The following is a 14,642-nucleotide window of genomic DNA, read 5'->3' as shown; positions in this document are numbered from 1 at the left end:
GCGGCTTCGGCGGCCCGGGCATGGGCCACGGCGGCCATGGAGGTCACGGCGGCGGCCGAGGCGGGGGCCGCGGGCGCCGCGGCTACGGCCGCTCCCCGCGCGGCGAGCGCCAGTGGGAGTGGTGACCGCCCTCGGCATCGCGTTCAGCCCCTTGGGATCCGCAGACGGGGGTTGACCGCGGGGTCGGCGGCCTGCACGATTGAAGGCCGCGGCCGTCTGTCGCTCCCGGATGCGAGCGAGGGAAAGTGGGAGAGTTGAACCCCAGCCCCGATTCCGGTGAGCATCTGTCGGCATGATCGCGAGGAGTGTGCAAGCGGTGGTTCGCCTTTCCCGAGAGATCGAAGTCGCCTACCTCCCTGCCGACCCGCCCCGATCCGGGCGGGTCGTCTTCTACCGCGACGACGGCCGCCAGCCGAAACACCCCGGGAAGGCACGGAAGGCGAACGTCAACACGGACGGGAACCCCCGTGTCGTCAGAGCGGTCACGTCCCAACCCGGCGAGGTCGTCGAGCAGTTCGCGGCGCTCACCTCGGCGTCGCGATCGGCCAAGGTGTGGGCGCTGGCGACCCGGAAGGCGTTGGAGCTCATCGCACGCGGCCTGGTCGTCCCCGGCCTCGACAACGCCCGCCACGGCGCGTGGAGGCTCGCGGGCCTGACCGGCGCCGACGACGCCTGGATCCGGCAGCTCGTCGACGCGATGCCCCTCGCCGCCTTCGCGGTGCTCGATTCGCGTGGGCGCCTTCCCGACCCGTACCAGCTGGTGCGCGCGTTCATGGACGGCGTCGCCGACGCCTGGCTCCGGACCGCCGCCGGGGACGCGGACCCCGGGCAGGCGCCGTTCGCCGCCGCCGAGACCGTCGACGCCGCGGCGTTCGGTTGGGCCGCACAGAAGCTCGCGGTCGAGCGGGACGACGGCCTGGGGCTCGCGCTCATCCTCGACGCCGACGGCTACTACCAGAAGCTGTCGGCCTCCTGGTACGACAGGCGGGAGCCGGCCCGCCTGGTCAGCGTCGACGAGGCCGGCAAGGACGCGCCGAACCTGCGCCAGCACCTCGGCTGGATCGGCCGGAAGATCTCGTGGCCGGCGCTCGACATCGACCCGCACCGCTACTGGGGCGAGTACGAGATCTACCTCGACCAGAAGGGCATCGACTTCCTGTTCGACGGCGGCGGCATCGCCGCGCTCGCCGAGCACGGCGTCGAGCTCCGCCTCCCCGCGCCCCTGACGCGGAAGCTGGAGAGCTCGCTGATCCTCAGCGAGAGTGAGGATGCCGCCGACCCGCGCGAGGCGTTCACCCTGAAGCGCCTCCCCGCCTTCGAATGGCGCGCCTCCGTGGACGATCGCCGCCTCAGCGACGACGAGCTCGAACAGGTCATCGAGGCCCGTAGCGCGCTCGTGCAGCTCGACGACCGACTCCTCCTGCTCGACAAGGTGAACCGGACCCAACTGCGGGCCCGCATGGACCAGCCAACACCACTGGAGGCCATCGGCGCCGCCCTGACCGGCGCGGTCCGCGTCGCCGACCACGACGTCCCCCTCGCCGTGTCCGGTCCGCTTGCCGCCCTTCGCGAACGGCTGCGCGCGGCCGGAGCCGACCGGCACGTCCCGCAACCCCGACTGCTGAAGGGGCGCCTCCGCGACTACCAGCTCCGCGGCCTCGCCTGGCTCACCGGCCTCGCCGAGCTGGGCTTCGGCGGCCTGCTCGCCGACGACATGGGCCTGGGCAAGACCGTCACGGCGATCGCCTTCCACCTCGCCCGCCAAGCGGACGAGGCGACCGCGGGGACGACCCTCGTGGTCTGCCCCGGAACCCTCATGGCCACTTGGGAAGCCGAGATCCGCCGCTTCGCGCCCTCCGTGCAGGTGCGGCGCTTCCACGGCCCCACCCGGTCCCTCAGCGGCGTCGGTCCCGGCGCGATCGTCCTGACCACGTACGGCACGCTGCGCCGCGACGCGTCGAGACTCGCCTCCCTCCAATGGGGAATGGTGTGCGCCGACGAAGCCCAGCACGTCAAGAACGCGACCTCCTCGACCGCGAAGGCCCTGCGCGGCCTCAAATCCGGCACCAGGGTCGCGCTCACCGGCACGCCGCTGGAGAACTCCGTCATGGACGTGTGGGCTCTCCTCGACTGGACCACACCGGGACTGCTCGGCACCCAGAAGACCTTCCGCGGCCTCTACGGCCGCGCCGCCGAACACGGCGACATGGCGACCGCGGCGCGACTCGGCGACCTGGTGCGCCCCTTCATGCTCCGGCGGCTGAAGACCGACCCCCAGGTGGCGCCCGAACTGCCCGCGAAGACCATCACCGACCAGCGCGTGACCCTCTCCGACGAGCAGGCGGTCCTGTACCGGAAGGTCGTCGAGGAGGAGATGGACCGGGTCCGCGGCGCCGACGGGATCGAGCGGCGCGGCCGCGTCCTGGCCATGCTCACGCGCCTCAAACAGGTTTGCAACCACCCCGCCCAGTTCCACGGCGGCACCGACCCCGCCGTGGGGAAGTCCGGGAAACTGGAGCTCCTCGACGAGCTGCTGGCGACCATCACCGCCGAAGGCCAGTCGACGCTCGTGTTCACCCAGTACGTCGCCATGGGCGCCCTCCTGGCCGCACACCTCGAACGGGGCGGCGTCACGGCCGCCTTCATCCACGGGCAGGACCCGCTGCGCCGCCGCGAGCAGACCGTCGCCCGCTTCCAGGACGGGGAGCACCAGGTGCTCGTCCTGTCGCTCAAGACCGCCGGCACCGGCCTGACCCTCACTCGCGCAACCCATGTCGTGCACTACGACCGCTGGTGGAACCCGGCGGTCGAAGACCAGGCCTCGGACCGCGCCCACCGCATCGGCCAGACCCGGTCCGTGCAGATCCACCGCCTCATCTGCGAAGGGACCCTCGAAGAACGGATCGCCTCCATGCTCGACCGCAAACGGGACCTGGCCGACGCCGTCATCGGCTCCGGCGAAGCGGCCCTGACCGAACTCACCAACGAGCAGCTGCTCGACCTCATCCACCTGGAGCGGCGATGACGTACCGGATGCGCCTGGCGAAGGCGAACCAGCCCGAGACCGTGCGCGAGTTCGCCGAAACAGTGGACGCCCTGTTCGCGGCCGCCGACCCCGAAGCCGTGAGCACCGGACGGGCCCACACCCACTCGCTCAGCAGGCGCAGCGCCGATCCCGGCAGCGCCTCCTTCGACGTGCGCAGGACCCTCCGCAGCCGCGTCACCTACATGACCGCCGTCATCCGCTTCGACGCCGACGGACTCGCCGGCTACGAATGCGAATGCCATGTCGGCGAGACGATCTGCGAGCACATCGCCGCCTCGCTGATCAAACTGGTCGAAGACGTCGCCAAGGACGACCGAGAGCTGATGCGCCTGAAGGGCATGAGCGACAAGCAGATCGAAGCCGTCGAGGAACTGCGCAAACCCGGCCGCACCCGCTGGGCCGCCCGCGCCCACACCGCCGGCCCCGACCCCGCGGCCGCCCTCGCACGGACCCCGGGACCACTCCCCGCCCCACCGCCGCTTCCGGAAGTCGCCGGGACGCCGGACTACTCGTCCGAGGACTACGCCTTCACCTATGCGGCCAAAGACGTCAGCCTCACCGCCCTCGAACAACAGGCCGCCCGCGCCGCCAAGACCGCACTCGCGGTACTGGCAGCGAACGACGACTGATCGCGCCTATCGTGCTGGCGGTCCACGTGATGCACCAGGCGATCGCGGATCGGGGTGTGACGGAGACGTGCATCGTCGTCGGCGCCGAGGAGTACGTGGTCGAGAGCGACGGGCAGGAGTACAACCACGTCGACCACCGGCTCGACTGCCCTACCGGGCTTCACCACTACGACACCGCTGAGAAGGATCGGGTCGCGGTGGACGACACGATCCAGCGGACGTACGACCCGACCTCGCGCGTGGAGGCCGAATACGATCCCCCGCAAGACCGTCCGCTCGTGCGGGGCCTCGCGTGGGCGGCCGGGCTGGCTTGCATCGCGCCACGAACCCTCCGCACCATTGCATCTCCTGACGGCCAGACAGTCCCTGAACTGCGCCGACGCGCCCCGCCGGGCGCGCGGGGGAGAAGTCTCCGTTGACAAGTGGGCGCTTGCCCGCTAATAATGGGCACGCGGTCACTATCGGGCCGCCTTGAGAGGAGCGAGTGCCCATGGAGGCTTCAGGCACGACCGACGTCATCATCGTCGGGGCGGGACCGGTCGGGCTCGCGCTGGCGTGCGATCTCGCCCGTCGCGGGGTTGCGGTGCGGATCGTCGATCGCGTTGCCGCTCATCAGGTCGGCACCCGGGCGCGTGGCGTGCGGGCCCGCACGCAGGAGGTCTTCGAGGACCTCGGCGTGCTCGACCGCCTGGCTGAGCACGCCGAACCGCCGCTTCCCACGCGCTTCTACGACGCCGACGGGAACGTGGTGCGCGAGGCGGTCATGTACGACGCGCCCCCGGTGCCCGGCGCGCCCTACCCCGGCAGCCTCATGGTGGGACAGCAGTTCACCGAGGCGGCCCTGCGCGAGCGGCTCGAATCCTTCGGCACCCGGGTCGAGCTCGGCACCGAACTCGTCGACCTCGCCCAAGACCTCGACCAGGTCACCGCGACCGTCAGATTTGAAGGGCGCCAAGAGGACATCCGGGCCCGGTACCTGGTCGGATGCGACGGCGGCGGCAGCACCGCGCGCAAGCTCGCGGGGATCAGTTTTCTGGGCGAGACGTGGGAGCGTCAGCGGATGCTGTTCGGCAACCTCGGCGTCGACGGGCTCGACGACTCGGCCGCGCACATGTGGGCCAACGGGCCCGGCGGGATGCTGACGCTGTCGCCGATGCCCAACAGCGGCACCTGGTTCTTCACCGCGCCCCTGCCCGAGGTCGACGACCTCGACCCGTCCGCGGTGTCGGTCGAGACCTTCGCCGCGATCTTCAAAGCGCGGGTCGGCCTGCCCGGCGTCCGGTTCCGCGACCCCGTCTACCTCTCGGTCTACCAGGTCAACGTCCGCATGGTCGACCGCTACCGCGACGGCCGCGTCCTCCTGGCCGGCGACGCCGCCCACGTTCACACCCCCGCCGGCGGCCAGGGCATGAACACCGGCGTGCAGGACGCCTACAACCTCGGCTGGAAGCTCGCCCAGGTCCTGCGCGGCGCGCCCGAACCGCTGCTGGACACCTACGAGGAAGAGCGCCTGCCGATCGCCGAGCACGTCCTGGCCTCGACCACCGCCCGCGGCAGGCACTGGAGCGGCACCGACACCGCGCGCGTCTCAGAGCGCATCATCGGCACCTTCCAAGGCAAGGACCCGTTCAGCGACGTCAGCCAGCTGAGCGTCACCTACCGCGGCAGCAGCCTGGCCCGCGACCTCGACGAGGCGACCGGCATCCGCGCCGGCGACCGCGCACCCGACACCCACTGCACCGACCCGGCGACCGGTGCACGCGTGCGACTCTTCGACCTCTTCCGCGGCACGCACTTCACCCTCCTCGTCTTCGGCTACCGTCCCGCACCCCAGGTCGACGACGTCCAGCACTGCGAAGTCCGCACCCATCGGATCGCCAACAGCGGAAACGCACTCATCGACACGACCGGTGAAGCCCACAAGCGCTACGGCGTCGACGGCGACGGCCTGGTCCTGATCCGGCCCGACGGGTACGTCGCCCTCACCGCCGGCGCTTGGGACGACCACGCCGTCACCGACTACTTCGAGCACCTGGGCGGCAGCTGACCCGATGCGCAGCGGCGGCGGTAGAGTGACCACGCGCCCACCCGCCCGTTCGAGAACCGCTTGCAGGAGGACCCATGCCGACCGGTGTAGCCCTCCGCGATGCGCGGGCGCAGCTCTTCGCCGCCGCCGAGCGGGTCCTGACCCGCGACGGCGCCGGCGCCCTGACCAGCCGCGCCGTGACCGAAGAGGCCGGGGTCGCCAAGGGCGTCCTGCACCGCCACTTCACGGACTTCGACGACTTCCTGGCCGAGCTCGTCCGCAACCGCATCGCCCAGATGGAAGCGGACATCACCGCGCTCACCGAGGCCGCGGGATCGGACACGCTCACGGCCAACCTGGTCGAGGCGCTCACCCGCATCTTCACCCCGGTGAACCTGGGCCTGGTCGGCGTCGTGATCGCCCGCGACCACCTGCGGACCCGCCTGCGCGCGACCACCCCGCTCGGCATCCCGATCCTCACTGAGGCTGGCACCTGCCTTGCGTCCTACCTGGACTTTGAACGACACAATGGACGCCTTGTGGCTGGCGCCGACCCCCGCATGCTCGCCATGACCCTGATCGGCACCGGCCACCTCCTGTTCGCCGGCGAACACGGCGCCCCGCCCGATGCTGCGGCCGTCCGGGAGATCGTCGAGGCGATCACCGTCGGCGCGGAACCGGGCATCCGTTCCTTACGCCTTCGGGCCGTCACGCGAGGCGGGACTCGGCCAGGTCGAGGTGCCAGTCGATGGCTTCGGGTGGGGCGGTGCGGATTGCGCGGTGCAGTTGGTGGAGCATCCACTGCGCCCAGTACAGCCGCAACGTGTCCGCGGGGATCCGTTCGGCCAGGATCTCGTCGAGGCGGTGCGCCGCTGCGGTCTCGATTGGGTCGGCGTCGGGGGAGCGGACGAACCACTCGCGGTCGAAGCGGGTCTGGACGAGGGCGAACAGCCGGTCGCCCCGGTAGGCGCCCAGGTTCCAGTCGACCACGCCGGTCGCGGTGCCGTCTTCATCGAACAGGACGTTCGCTCCGGACAGGTCGATGTGGACCAGGTCTGCGCCTGGCATTTGTTGTGGTGCTTGCCGGGTGATGCGGAGGATCTGTTCGAGCACGCGGCGGCTGCGGGGACCGTGGCCGGCCAGGACCTCGTGCCGGGGATCGGGGTCGCCGGTGCGGCACTGCGGCGGCGCCGGAACCTCGGGCCGGGCCGCGAGGGCGTCCGCGAAGCGGTCGTTGACCGCCACGATCGCCTCCATCCGCGCGGGGCTGAGCCGCTGCGGCGGCGCGCTCGGCAGCCGTTCTTGCACGAAGTACACCTCGCCGTCGACCTCGACGACCAGCTCGTGGTGCGGCACCGGCAGGCCCCGGTCCTTCACGTAGGCAAGGGTTTCGGCGGTCCGGCGCGCCTCGGCGGGTGACCCCATGAAGCGGGTGACCACGGCAGGTCGCCCGTCCGGCCACTCGGCGTAGATCGCGCCCCCGAGCTTGCCGAACAGCGCCCGGCCCGTCGCCGTCAAGCCGGCGTCCGTGCGCCGGTTGATCGCCGCGACCACCTGCCGGTCCTGCACTGACGTCCGATTCACGCCGACCACCCTACCGCGACCACCGTGTTCGCCTGCGCTCCAACGCCGCCCATACGTTTCGTATGCATTCCCTATACCGGTCCGTCCCTACGCTGTCACCAGTCGGTTCGCCACCCTCGGACCGACCGGCCAGAAAGGACTACCCCTATGCCGAGAACCCCTGTAAAGCGCCTGAGCCTCAAGGCGATATGCGTTGCGGCCGTGACGTTCACGACCGTCGCCGTCACCGCGGGCGTGGCCTGGGCCGCGTACACCGACAACATGTACCCGACCATCTACGAGACGAACGCGTGCTTCGACGAGGGCGGCAACCCCGCCGACGGGTCGGTCACCTGCCAGACCGACAACTCGGCCCTCAACTACTACACGGACGCCTCCGGCAGCAACGCGCTTGAAGCCGCCGACAAAGCGGTCGTCGTCAACGTCCTTCAGAACGTGTACGGACCGACCGACCTCACCGTCTCCTTCGACTCGACGCCCACGTTCTCCGGCAGCGACGAGACCGACATCGTCTACGAGGAGAGCGCGGCCGGCGTCTCCGCCAGCGCCGATGGCGTGACCTTCTGCAACGACGCCTCCACCACCATCAAATGCGACCAGCAGTACATCCGCATCCGCCCGGGCGGGAATTTCGAGAGGGGCCTGGTCTGCCATGAGACCGGCCACGCCGTCGGTCTGCTCCACGGCGACAAGGCGTCGCCGAAGAAGAGCAAGACCGACGAGAACCTCGGATGCATGGAGACGCCCACCAGCTATGACGAGGGCCTGCAAGCGAACAACATCGAGCTCATCAACAACACCTACTGAGGAGGACCAGTGCGCACTCGTACCCGTATCGCAGCGGCGGCCGGCGTGATCGCCGCCGCCTCCGTGACCGGCATCGCCATCGCGGCCTTCGCCGTGCCCGCAGCAGGCCCCACTGATCAAGGAGCGTCCGAGCCGGAGGTCATGCTCGGACACGGTAGTGACCACCTCCCGAGCCTGACCGCGACCGACTGGGTCACCTACGCCGACCACGTCATCGTCGTCGACGCCGTCTCCGAAACGGCCCTCTCGCCCGACGCGGAGGAGCTCGAACGCGGCGAAGGCATCATCGGCCGAGTCGTCACCCTCTCGGTCGAGGAGGTGCTGTGGTCGAGGGAAGGCGCCACGGTCGCGGCCCCCGCGACCTGGGAGTACCCGGCCCTCGGCTGGCACTTCAAGGACGGCGACACGACCGATACCGTCGAGATGGCGCTCTCGGAGTTCCCGCGCGTCGAAATCGGCCACCAGTACGTCATGGCCATCCGCTGGGAGAAGGCCGTCTGCGACGAGGACGGCGAGTACACCCGTGCCCAGTGGCGCGGCCTCGGTGAGGGCTCGGAGATCCCCTTCGATGACGCCACCATCGGCAACGGCGAATCCGAAGGGACCGTTCAGGACGCCGCGGCCTTCACCGCCGACGCCGAGGACGAAGTGGACCAGGGTGTCGAGGAACTGCTCGCCGGCCAGAGCGCCGACGCCCTCATCACCGCCCTGAACAGCGCCGTCCCCGACGCCGCGGCCCAGTCCGAACTGGCGGCCTTCGACGCCGAGACCTCCTGCGTGTAGCGATCGCAGCATGCCAGACATAAAGCCTGAAAGGACACTGCCTCTGGTCCTGGTCGGGCAAGTAGCGACCGAGAACCGGCCCGGGTCCGAACGGACCCGGGCCTTCCACTTACATCAACGCATTTGGATTGATAGATTCATAGCGCAGTTGGGCGTCAACTCAGACCGGCACTCAAGGGAGCGACCAATGCGATCGACACGCCATGCCCGAGAAACGAACCCGGCCCAGGCCGGACCACCGAAGCGGCGCACGCTGGCCCGCCTCCTCCTCACCGTGCTCGGCGCCGCCGCGCTCGTCTTGGCGGCGCCCACTCCCGCACTCGCCCAACCCGCGCTCTGGGCCAGCTCGCCCGAGGACGGCTCGACGCTCGACGCCGCGCCCGGCGAGATCGCCCTGACCTTCTCCGAGACCCTCGACGGGGCCCTGAGCGAGGTCACCGTAACCGGGCCCGACCAGGCGCCGATCGAGCTCGACGCGCCCCGCTTCAGCGACAACGTCCTCATCCAGCCGATGCGGTACACCGTCCCCGGCGCCTACACCGTCACCGTCGGCGCCGCCTTCGAAAGCGGCGACGCGCTTGAGAGCACCTTCGGCTTCAGCGTCGAATCCATCCCCGACATGCTCGTCAACGGCGCCCCCGAAGGCGGGGCCGAAGCCGCCGACGGTGCCGAACCTGACACCGCCGCAGAGGAATCGGACTCGAACCTCGTCCTCGGGATCGCCCTCCTGGCCGCGGTCGTCGTCACGGCGGGCGGCATCGCGCTGGTCAGACTCCGCGATCAGCGAAGGCGGCGTGAACTGTCCGGATAGGCTCGCCGGCATGGGCTCTCCCACGACCGACCTGCCGTTCCTCGACGAGCACCGGATCACGATCGCGGCGCCCCGCGACCGGGTCTGGGCGGGCCTCGAACGGTGGTCCGACTCGCTCGGGTTCAAGGACGCGAATCCCCTGGCGGCCGTGCTCGGCACCGAACCACGAGGCGGCTTCGAACGCGCCCAGTGCTCGCCGCAGCAGAGCATCGACCCCCGCGAATAGGCCGCGTCCCGGTCGGCCTCGCGGAGGCCGACCGGGCTCGCGTCAGCGTGCGGTCTTGGCGCTGCGCGCGAAGAGGGCCCCGAGCGCGAGCATGCCGATGGCCAGCGCCAGGTGGAGCCAGTTGTCGGCCTCGTTGAGCGGGACGAAGTTCGCGCTGGTGGCGAAGTCGATGAGCATGCCGTACAGCCACAGCACGAAGTAGATCGCGCCGCCGATGACCAGGAAGGTGACGGCGTTCGAGACGGTGCGGACCAGCAGGAGGCCGACGATGCCGAACAGCAGGTGGACGAGGTTGTGGAGCACCGACACCGCGAACACGCCCAGCAGCAGGGCGTCGGAGTGGTGGCCGGCGAACGTCAACGCGTCGAAGTTGGTGGTCAGGCCGGGGACGAACCCGGCGAGGCCGACGAGGATGAACACCAGCGACACGACGATCGTGACGGTCTGGACCGGGGCGCGGCCGCGGGTCTGTTGGGTGGACATTGCAGACTCCCTTTTCCGTTGGGCGTATGGAGGGCAGACGCGCGCGGCGTCCTTGCCATACCCGTGATTCGGCGCCGAGGCGGCCGCGGATGGGTCCCGTCCCGAGATTTTTCGCGGAGAGTCCAGACCGCCCCCCGTTGCACAAATCAACATTTTGTGGCCGTTCCCGGGGGCCGTTACGGTCGGGTGCATGGACAGGAGATCGGCGGCTTCCAGGCACCGAGGTGAGGCAGGGGAGTCGCGGCGCTCACTCCGTGCAGGGATTGTCCGCGCTTCCGAACGAGAGGTCTCCCACGTCCATCCAGCCCACGTCGACGCGGACGAAGCACTTCTGCGTGCCGCCGATCCACGTCTGTACCCAGTCCTCGCCGTTGTAGCCGGCGGGCTCCCACGTCCCGGATCTCGCGTCCTCGACGACCGAGTAGCACTCGTCCGCCCGCAGCAGGAACCAGTAGTCGAAACGGTTCCGGTCCTCGCGGTAAACCCTGGAATCCTTCGGGGCGGTCGCGGCGCAGACCCGCCCGGGCGGCGGGCCGGGGTCGTACTGGAGCCATCCCCCTCGAATGTCGAGCGTCCAGGGCCGGAACGCGTCTCGGTCGTACGCGGTCAGGTCGAGCTTGTCGGTCCATGCCCGGGTTCCGTCCGCCGCGGTCATCTGGATGAACTGCTTGTGCTCGTTCGGCCGGTTGGACGGCGTCGGGTAGACCCATCCCGAGAACGAGGAATTGCTGCACGCGTGTTCCTCGCAGGGGTTCTCCTCACCCGGATCGAACGCCGGGTCCGGATCGAAGCCCCTCACCGGCCCCGAGTACTGGTCGGGGTAGTGCGAGAGCGCGGCGGCGGTGAAGCAGGTGCCGATGGGCCAGAACCCGACCGGAACGAAGCCCGACACGGTCTCGGTCTTGACGTTGCCGTCGTCGTCGGTTTCGCTCCAGGCGTCTCCGTACTCGTACTTGAGCGCCGCCCCTCTCGCGATCGCCACGCATTCCGGCTCCTGCGGTGCGTCCTGCGCGCTGGCACCGCCCGCGGTCGCGACCGTCGCCGCGGCCACTGCGAGCGCCCCTATGAACGCCCCGATCACTCTGCCATTCACGAGTTCCCCCTGTTCACGAGTCCGACATTGAGTCCATCTCGGACATGATGTCAAAGCGGGTCCGTGATCGGGCGGCTTTCGGGAGGCGCGAGTCGGGACGGGGTCGATCCGCGGACGTGAGGTGAGGCAGGCCCTACCACGCATTCGGCGGCCTGCGGCAATGTGGAGGGACGCGGATCTCCGTAGCGTCCGAGGTATGAACGACACCCCTTCATCCGTCCGCGGCACCGTCGCCGACCGCGTCGCCCCGGCGGCGCTCACGCACGGCGGCCGCCGGTGGCACCGTCCTCTTGTGGCCCTGGGGATCTTCGGCGGCCTCGTCGCCGTCGTGTCCCTCGCCGCGATGCCCTTCGACGACCGGACGCTCCTGGGCGACAGCGTCTGGTCCAAGCCGTTCAAGTTCGGCTTCGCGTTCTTCGCCTACGCGCTCAGCCTCGCCTGGCTCCTGTCCCACATGACGCGGTTGCGCCGCACCGGATGGGTCATCGGGACCGTGTTCGCGGTCGTCAGCTTCGTCGACTTCGGCGTCGTCGTCGCCGCAGGAGCGGCGGGCACCTTCAGCCACTTCAACGGCACCGACACCACCCTGAACCAGGTCGTCCAGGCCGCGTTCGACTTCGTGCCCCTGCTGTTCCTCACCAACGCCGCCATCGGGATCCTGGTCCTGCTCCAGCGCATCGGCGACCGGGCCGTGACGACGGTGATCCGGTGGGGCCTGCTGTTGTCGAGCCTCGGCATGTTCGCCGCGTTCTTCATCCTCGCCGTCGCCGAGCAGAATGACCGGACCCGGTTGGACGCCAACGGGAACGAGATCCCGCTCAGCGCCGGCCACGGCGTCGGCGACCCCGACGGCAACGGCATGTTCCTCACCGGCTGGTCCACCACCGGCGGCGACCTGCGCGTCTCCCACTTCATCGGCCTGCACGGCATCCAGGTCCTCATCGGACTGGCGATGCTCCTCAGCCTCCTGGCCGCGCACCGCACCTGGCTGCGCGACGACCGCGTCCGCGGCGGGATCGTCCGCTGGTTCGCGATCGGCTACCTCGGGATCTTCGCGACCACGGTGTGGCAGGCGCTCCGCGGCCAGTCGTTCACGACCCCCGACACCGCGACCCTCGCGGCGTTCGCCGCCGCGATCCTCCTCGCCGCCACCGGCATCGCGCTCACGATCGTCCGCGCCCGCAGAGCTCAGGCGCTCAGGCGGTCTCGGAGTCGCGGAGACGGTGGATGATCAGCAGAACGCCGACGAGCGGCAGTCCGAAGAAGGTTGCGAGCGCGGGGATCCCCTCGGTCGGCGCGAGCCAGGGCGGCGACGCGGACTTCAGCATGCTCACGAGCTCGTAGTAGGGGAAGTTTCGTCCAAGGCCACGGATCAGGGTCAGATAGAGGACTACGAGGGTGCCGGCCATGCAGGACACTCCCAGGAACACGACCGACCACCGCGGCCCGATTCGGGAGGCCACCGCGAGCGCCGCGAACGCGACCGCGAGGACGAGGTAGACGACGCCCGAGAAGAGGAATCGGACGCCCACGATGTAGTCGAGATCCGGAAGGTAGTTCACTCCGAAGTCGTCGTTTCCCCTCAGGATCTCCGCGACCGAGTCCCTGGCGGGACCGGCGGCGTCGAGCAGGACGACCGCGCAAGCGAGGAGTACCGCCGCCAGCGAGAAGGAGAGGATGACCGCGGATCCGGAGCGGTTCGGCTTCGGCCGCGGGGGACGCTGTGTTCGACGCATGAAGGTCTCCGATCGACGGGTACCGGACCTTCGATCCTAAATGCCGGATGCCACCGCGGTCCGTCGTCCCGAACGGTCCATCCGGGATCCGTTCGGGCTCATGAGGAGGTGCCGGCTAGCTTGTCTCGGACCTGTTGTACGGCAGGGTGCTGGATTTCGTCGAGAATGGACTCGGCTTCGCTCCAAGCCTCGCGGGCCGCGGCCCGGTCGCCGGAGACGTGGTAGGTGTCGCCGAGGCTTCGGGCCGTGTAGAAGCGGTTGCCGACCTGCCGGGCCAACTGGACCGCCTCCTGGAAGGTGTCGATCGCTTCAGCGAACCGCAGTCCTCCGCATGGCCGCGAGGATCCGCCCCCGACACGGCGGGCGAAGGCGGCGACGCCCAGCGACAGATCGAGGAAACCGCATGTCCCTTCGCCCACCGTCCCTACTCGCCCTGAGCCTGCTGCTCGCCCGCCAACATCGACCCCTACGGGTCCTGCACCGCCAACCCCATCACCAGGATCGAGCAGGTCGCCGACGACGAGTGGCGCGACCACCTGTGGAGCAGCGCCGACGCCTCCGGGTGGGTCGACCTCGCGGCCGGTGCGACCATGATCGGCGCCTTGGCCTTCCAGATCCCGGACGACGCCGTGCCGTCGGCCGACATGGAGTTCTGCGCCCGCGGCCGCGACCTCGACCGTGCGGACAACTGCCTCACGATCCCGCCGCCGGCGGAGCCGTGGGGTTAGCGCACCGTCGCCCGGATCGACGGAATCACGCAGGTCGCCGGCCTGGTCATGGACGCGGAAACGCCCTCATGGCCAGGTCGGCGACGGCGTCGAGTTCCCGGGCGGTCGCGCCGTCCTGGGCCGACCGCGACATGCCCCGGACCACGACCGCGATGTACTCGGCGAGCGCGTCGGTGTCGGTGTCCTCGGGGAGCTCACCGTTCACGACGCCTTCACGGAGGCGCTCGGCGATGGCCGCTCGTCCTTGGAGCCGGATCTCCCGCAGGTCGTCTTCGATCTCGGCGGCGTCGGGGTGGTGGTTGACCGCGCCGGAGATGATCAGGCACCCGGGCGGATGGGCCGGATCGGTGTAGTTGACGGCGATCTCGCGCAGCATCCGCTCGATCGCGCCGCGCGCGGTGGGCTCTTCGACGAGTGCCGCAGTGGTGAAGGCGCCGTGGGTCGCCTGGTAGCGGGCGACGGCCTCGCCGAAGAGGCGGCGCTTGTCGCCGAAGGTGGCGTAGAGGCTGGCGGGCCGGATGCCCATCGCGTTGGTCAGCGCCGCGAGCGAGGCGGGCTCGTAGCCGTACTCCCAGAACACGCGCAGGGCCTGTTCCAGGGCCGTGTCTCGGTCGAACGACCTGGGTCTGCCTCTCGTCACCACCCCATTGTATAGCGATCGTTCAAGAATCTGGTAGCGTCGTGCCCGCC

At 70.0% G+C, this 14,642-nt stretch carries 17 protein-coding genes and 1 pseudogene; 11 read left to right on the top strand and 7 right to left on the bottom strand.

Annotated elements, in window-relative coordinates; genetic code table 11:
- Window positions 1–316 precede the first annotated feature (316 nt).
- The 5 genes and pseudogenes from DI269_RS26540 to DI269_RS28510 all read left to right on the top strand — a co-directional run.
- The gene (locus DI269_RS26540; RefSeq protein ID WP_198667779.1) at window positions 317–3,025 is read left to right on the top strand and encodes a DEAD/DEAH box helicase; all 2,709 of its coding nucleotides are present in this window, start codon (window positions 317–319) and stop codon (window positions 3,023–3,025) included.
- Window positions 3,022–3,675 (top strand): hypothetical protein, encoded by a 654-nt coding sequence (locus tag DI269_RS26535; RefSeq protein ID WP_112141652.1) that lies wholly within the window; start codon window positions 3,022–3,024, stop codon window positions 3,673–3,675. Before DI269_RS26540 ends, DI269_RS26535 begins: the two co-directional genes overlap by 4 nt.
- Window positions 3,676–3,686: 11 nt before the next feature.
- On the top strand, window positions 3,687–4,094 hold the full coding sequence (locus DI269_RS26530) for a hypothetical protein (RefSeq protein ID WP_112141650.1): 408 nt from the start codon (window positions 3,687–3,689) through the stop codon (window positions 4,092–4,094).
- A gap of 71 nt (window positions 4,095–4,165) precedes the next feature.
- A complete protein-coding gene (locus tag DI269_RS26525) occupies window positions 4,166–5,722 on the top strand; it encodes an FAD-dependent monooxygenase (protein ID WP_112141648.1) in 1,557 nt (518 codons plus the stop codon).
- Between the two features lie 74 nt (window positions 5,723–5,796).
- Window positions 5,797–5,913: pseudogene (locus DI269_RS28510) on the top strand (TetR/AcrR family transcriptional regulator); the annotation flags it as partial.
- Window positions 5,914–6,409: 496 nt separating this feature from the next.
- Here the strand turns inward: DI269_RS28510 and DI269_RS28505 are convergent.
- The gene (locus DI269_RS28505) at window positions 6,410–7,285 is read right to left on the bottom strand and encodes a phosphotransferase (RefSeq protein WP_157975236.1); all 876 of its coding nucleotides are present in this window, start codon (window positions 7,283–7,285) and stop codon (window positions 6,410–6,412) included.
- A 147-nt stretch (window positions 7,286–7,432) separates the two neighbouring features.
- On the opposite strand from DI269_RS28505, the gene DI269_RS26510 reads away from it, so the two are divergent.
- The 4 genes from DI269_RS26510 to DI269_RS26495 all read left to right on the top strand — a co-directional run bounded on the left by DI269_RS26510 (window position 7,433) and on the right by DI269_RS26495 (window position 9,912).
- On the top strand, window positions 7,433–8,092 hold the full coding sequence (locus DI269_RS26510; protein ID WP_198667778.1) for a hypothetical protein: 660 nt from the start codon (window positions 7,433–7,435) through the stop codon (window positions 8,090–8,092).
- Window positions 8,093–8,101: 9 nt separating this feature from the next.
- Window positions 8,102–8,875, top strand: coding sequence for a hypothetical protein (locus DI269_RS26505; protein WP_198667777.1), 774 nt, complete (start codon window positions 8,102–8,104; stop codon window positions 8,873–8,875).
- A gap of 187 nt (window positions 8,876–9,062) precedes the next feature.
- Window positions 9,063–9,686, top strand: a complete 624-nt coding sequence (locus tag DI269_RS26500) for a copper resistance CopC family protein (RefSeq protein ID WP_112141644.1) — start codon at window positions 9,063–9,065, stop codon at window positions 9,684–9,686.
- A gap of 10 nt (window positions 9,687–9,696) precedes the next feature.
- On the top strand, window positions 9,697–9,912 hold the full coding sequence (locus tag DI269_RS26495) for a hypothetical protein (RefSeq protein WP_112141642.1): 216 nt from the start codon (window positions 9,697–9,699) through the stop codon (window positions 9,910–9,912).
- A gap of 42 nt (window positions 9,913–9,954) precedes the next feature.
- Here the strand turns inward: DI269_RS26495 and DI269_RS26490 are convergent, their stop codons facing one another.
- Window positions 9,955–10,395, bottom strand: a complete 441-nt coding sequence (locus tag DI269_RS26490; RefSeq protein ID WP_112141640.1) for a DUF4383 domain-containing protein — start codon at window positions 10,393–10,395, stop codon at window positions 9,955–9,957.
- Window positions 10,396–10,642: 247 nt separating this feature from the next.
- Window positions 10,643–11,488 (bottom strand): hypothetical protein, encoded by an 846-nt coding sequence (locus tag DI269_RS26485; RefSeq protein WP_157975235.1) that lies wholly within the window; start codon window positions 11,486–11,488, stop codon window positions 10,643–10,645.
- A gap of 196 nt (window positions 11,489–11,684) precedes the next feature.
- Here DI269_RS26485 and DI269_RS26480 point away from each other — a divergent pair, with 196 nt between their 5' ends.
- Entirely contained in the window at window positions 11,685–12,719 is a 1,035-nt protein-coding gene (locus DI269_RS26480; RefSeq protein WP_198667776.1) for a hypothetical protein, read from the top strand.
- Here DI269_RS26480 and DI269_RS26475 read toward each other — a convergent pair.
- From DI269_RS26475 to DI269_RS28750, 3 genes are all read right to left on the bottom strand, one after another.
- Window positions 12,685–13,224: a hypothetical protein gene (locus tag DI269_RS26475; protein ID WP_112141636.1), complete on the bottom strand. Its 540-nt coding sequence runs from the start codon at window positions 13,222–13,224 to the stop codon at window positions 12,685–12,687. The genes DI269_RS26480 and DI269_RS26475 overlap by 35 nt on opposite strands.
- A 98-nt stretch (window positions 13,225–13,322) precedes the next feature.
- Window positions 13,323–13,502, bottom strand: a complete 180-nt coding sequence (locus DI269_RS27915) for a hypothetical protein (protein WP_198667775.1) — start codon at window positions 13,500–13,502, stop codon at window positions 13,323–13,325.
- A gap of 188 nt (window positions 13,503–13,690) precedes the next feature.
- Window positions 13,691–13,816 carry a hypothetical protein gene (locus DI269_RS28750; protein WP_269814198.1) on the bottom strand — a complete coding sequence of 42 codons (126 nt, stop codon included), beginning with the start codon at window positions 13,814–13,816 and terminating at the stop codon, window positions 13,691–13,693.
- Here DI269_RS28750 and DI269_RS27380 point away from each other — a divergent pair.
- The gene (locus tag DI269_RS27380; protein ID WP_157975234.1) at window positions 13,815–13,952 is read left to right on the top strand and encodes a hypothetical protein; all 138 of its coding nucleotides are present in this window, start codon (window positions 13,815–13,817) and stop codon (window positions 13,950–13,952) included. The two genes, DI269_RS28750 and DI269_RS27380, sit on opposite strands and share 2 nt — an antisense overlap.
- 46 nt (window positions 13,953–13,998) lie before the next feature.
- On the opposite strand, the gene DI269_RS26465 is transcribed toward DI269_RS27380, so the two are convergent.
- Entirely contained in the window at window positions 13,999–14,592 is a 594-nt protein-coding gene (locus DI269_RS26465; RefSeq protein ID WP_232822914.1) for a TetR/AcrR family transcriptional regulator, read from the bottom strand.
- Window positions 14,593–14,642: the final 50 nt, after the last annotated feature.

The sequence above is a fragment of the Glycomyces dulcitolivorans genome (assembly GCF_003265355.1).
GTDB lineage: Bacteria > Actinomycetota > Actinomycetes > Mycobacteriales > Micromonosporaceae > Glycomyces > Glycomyces dulcitolivorans.
The sequence above is the reverse complement of the archived record's forward strand: the minus strand, read 5'-3'. Positions and strand labels throughout refer to the sequence as shown.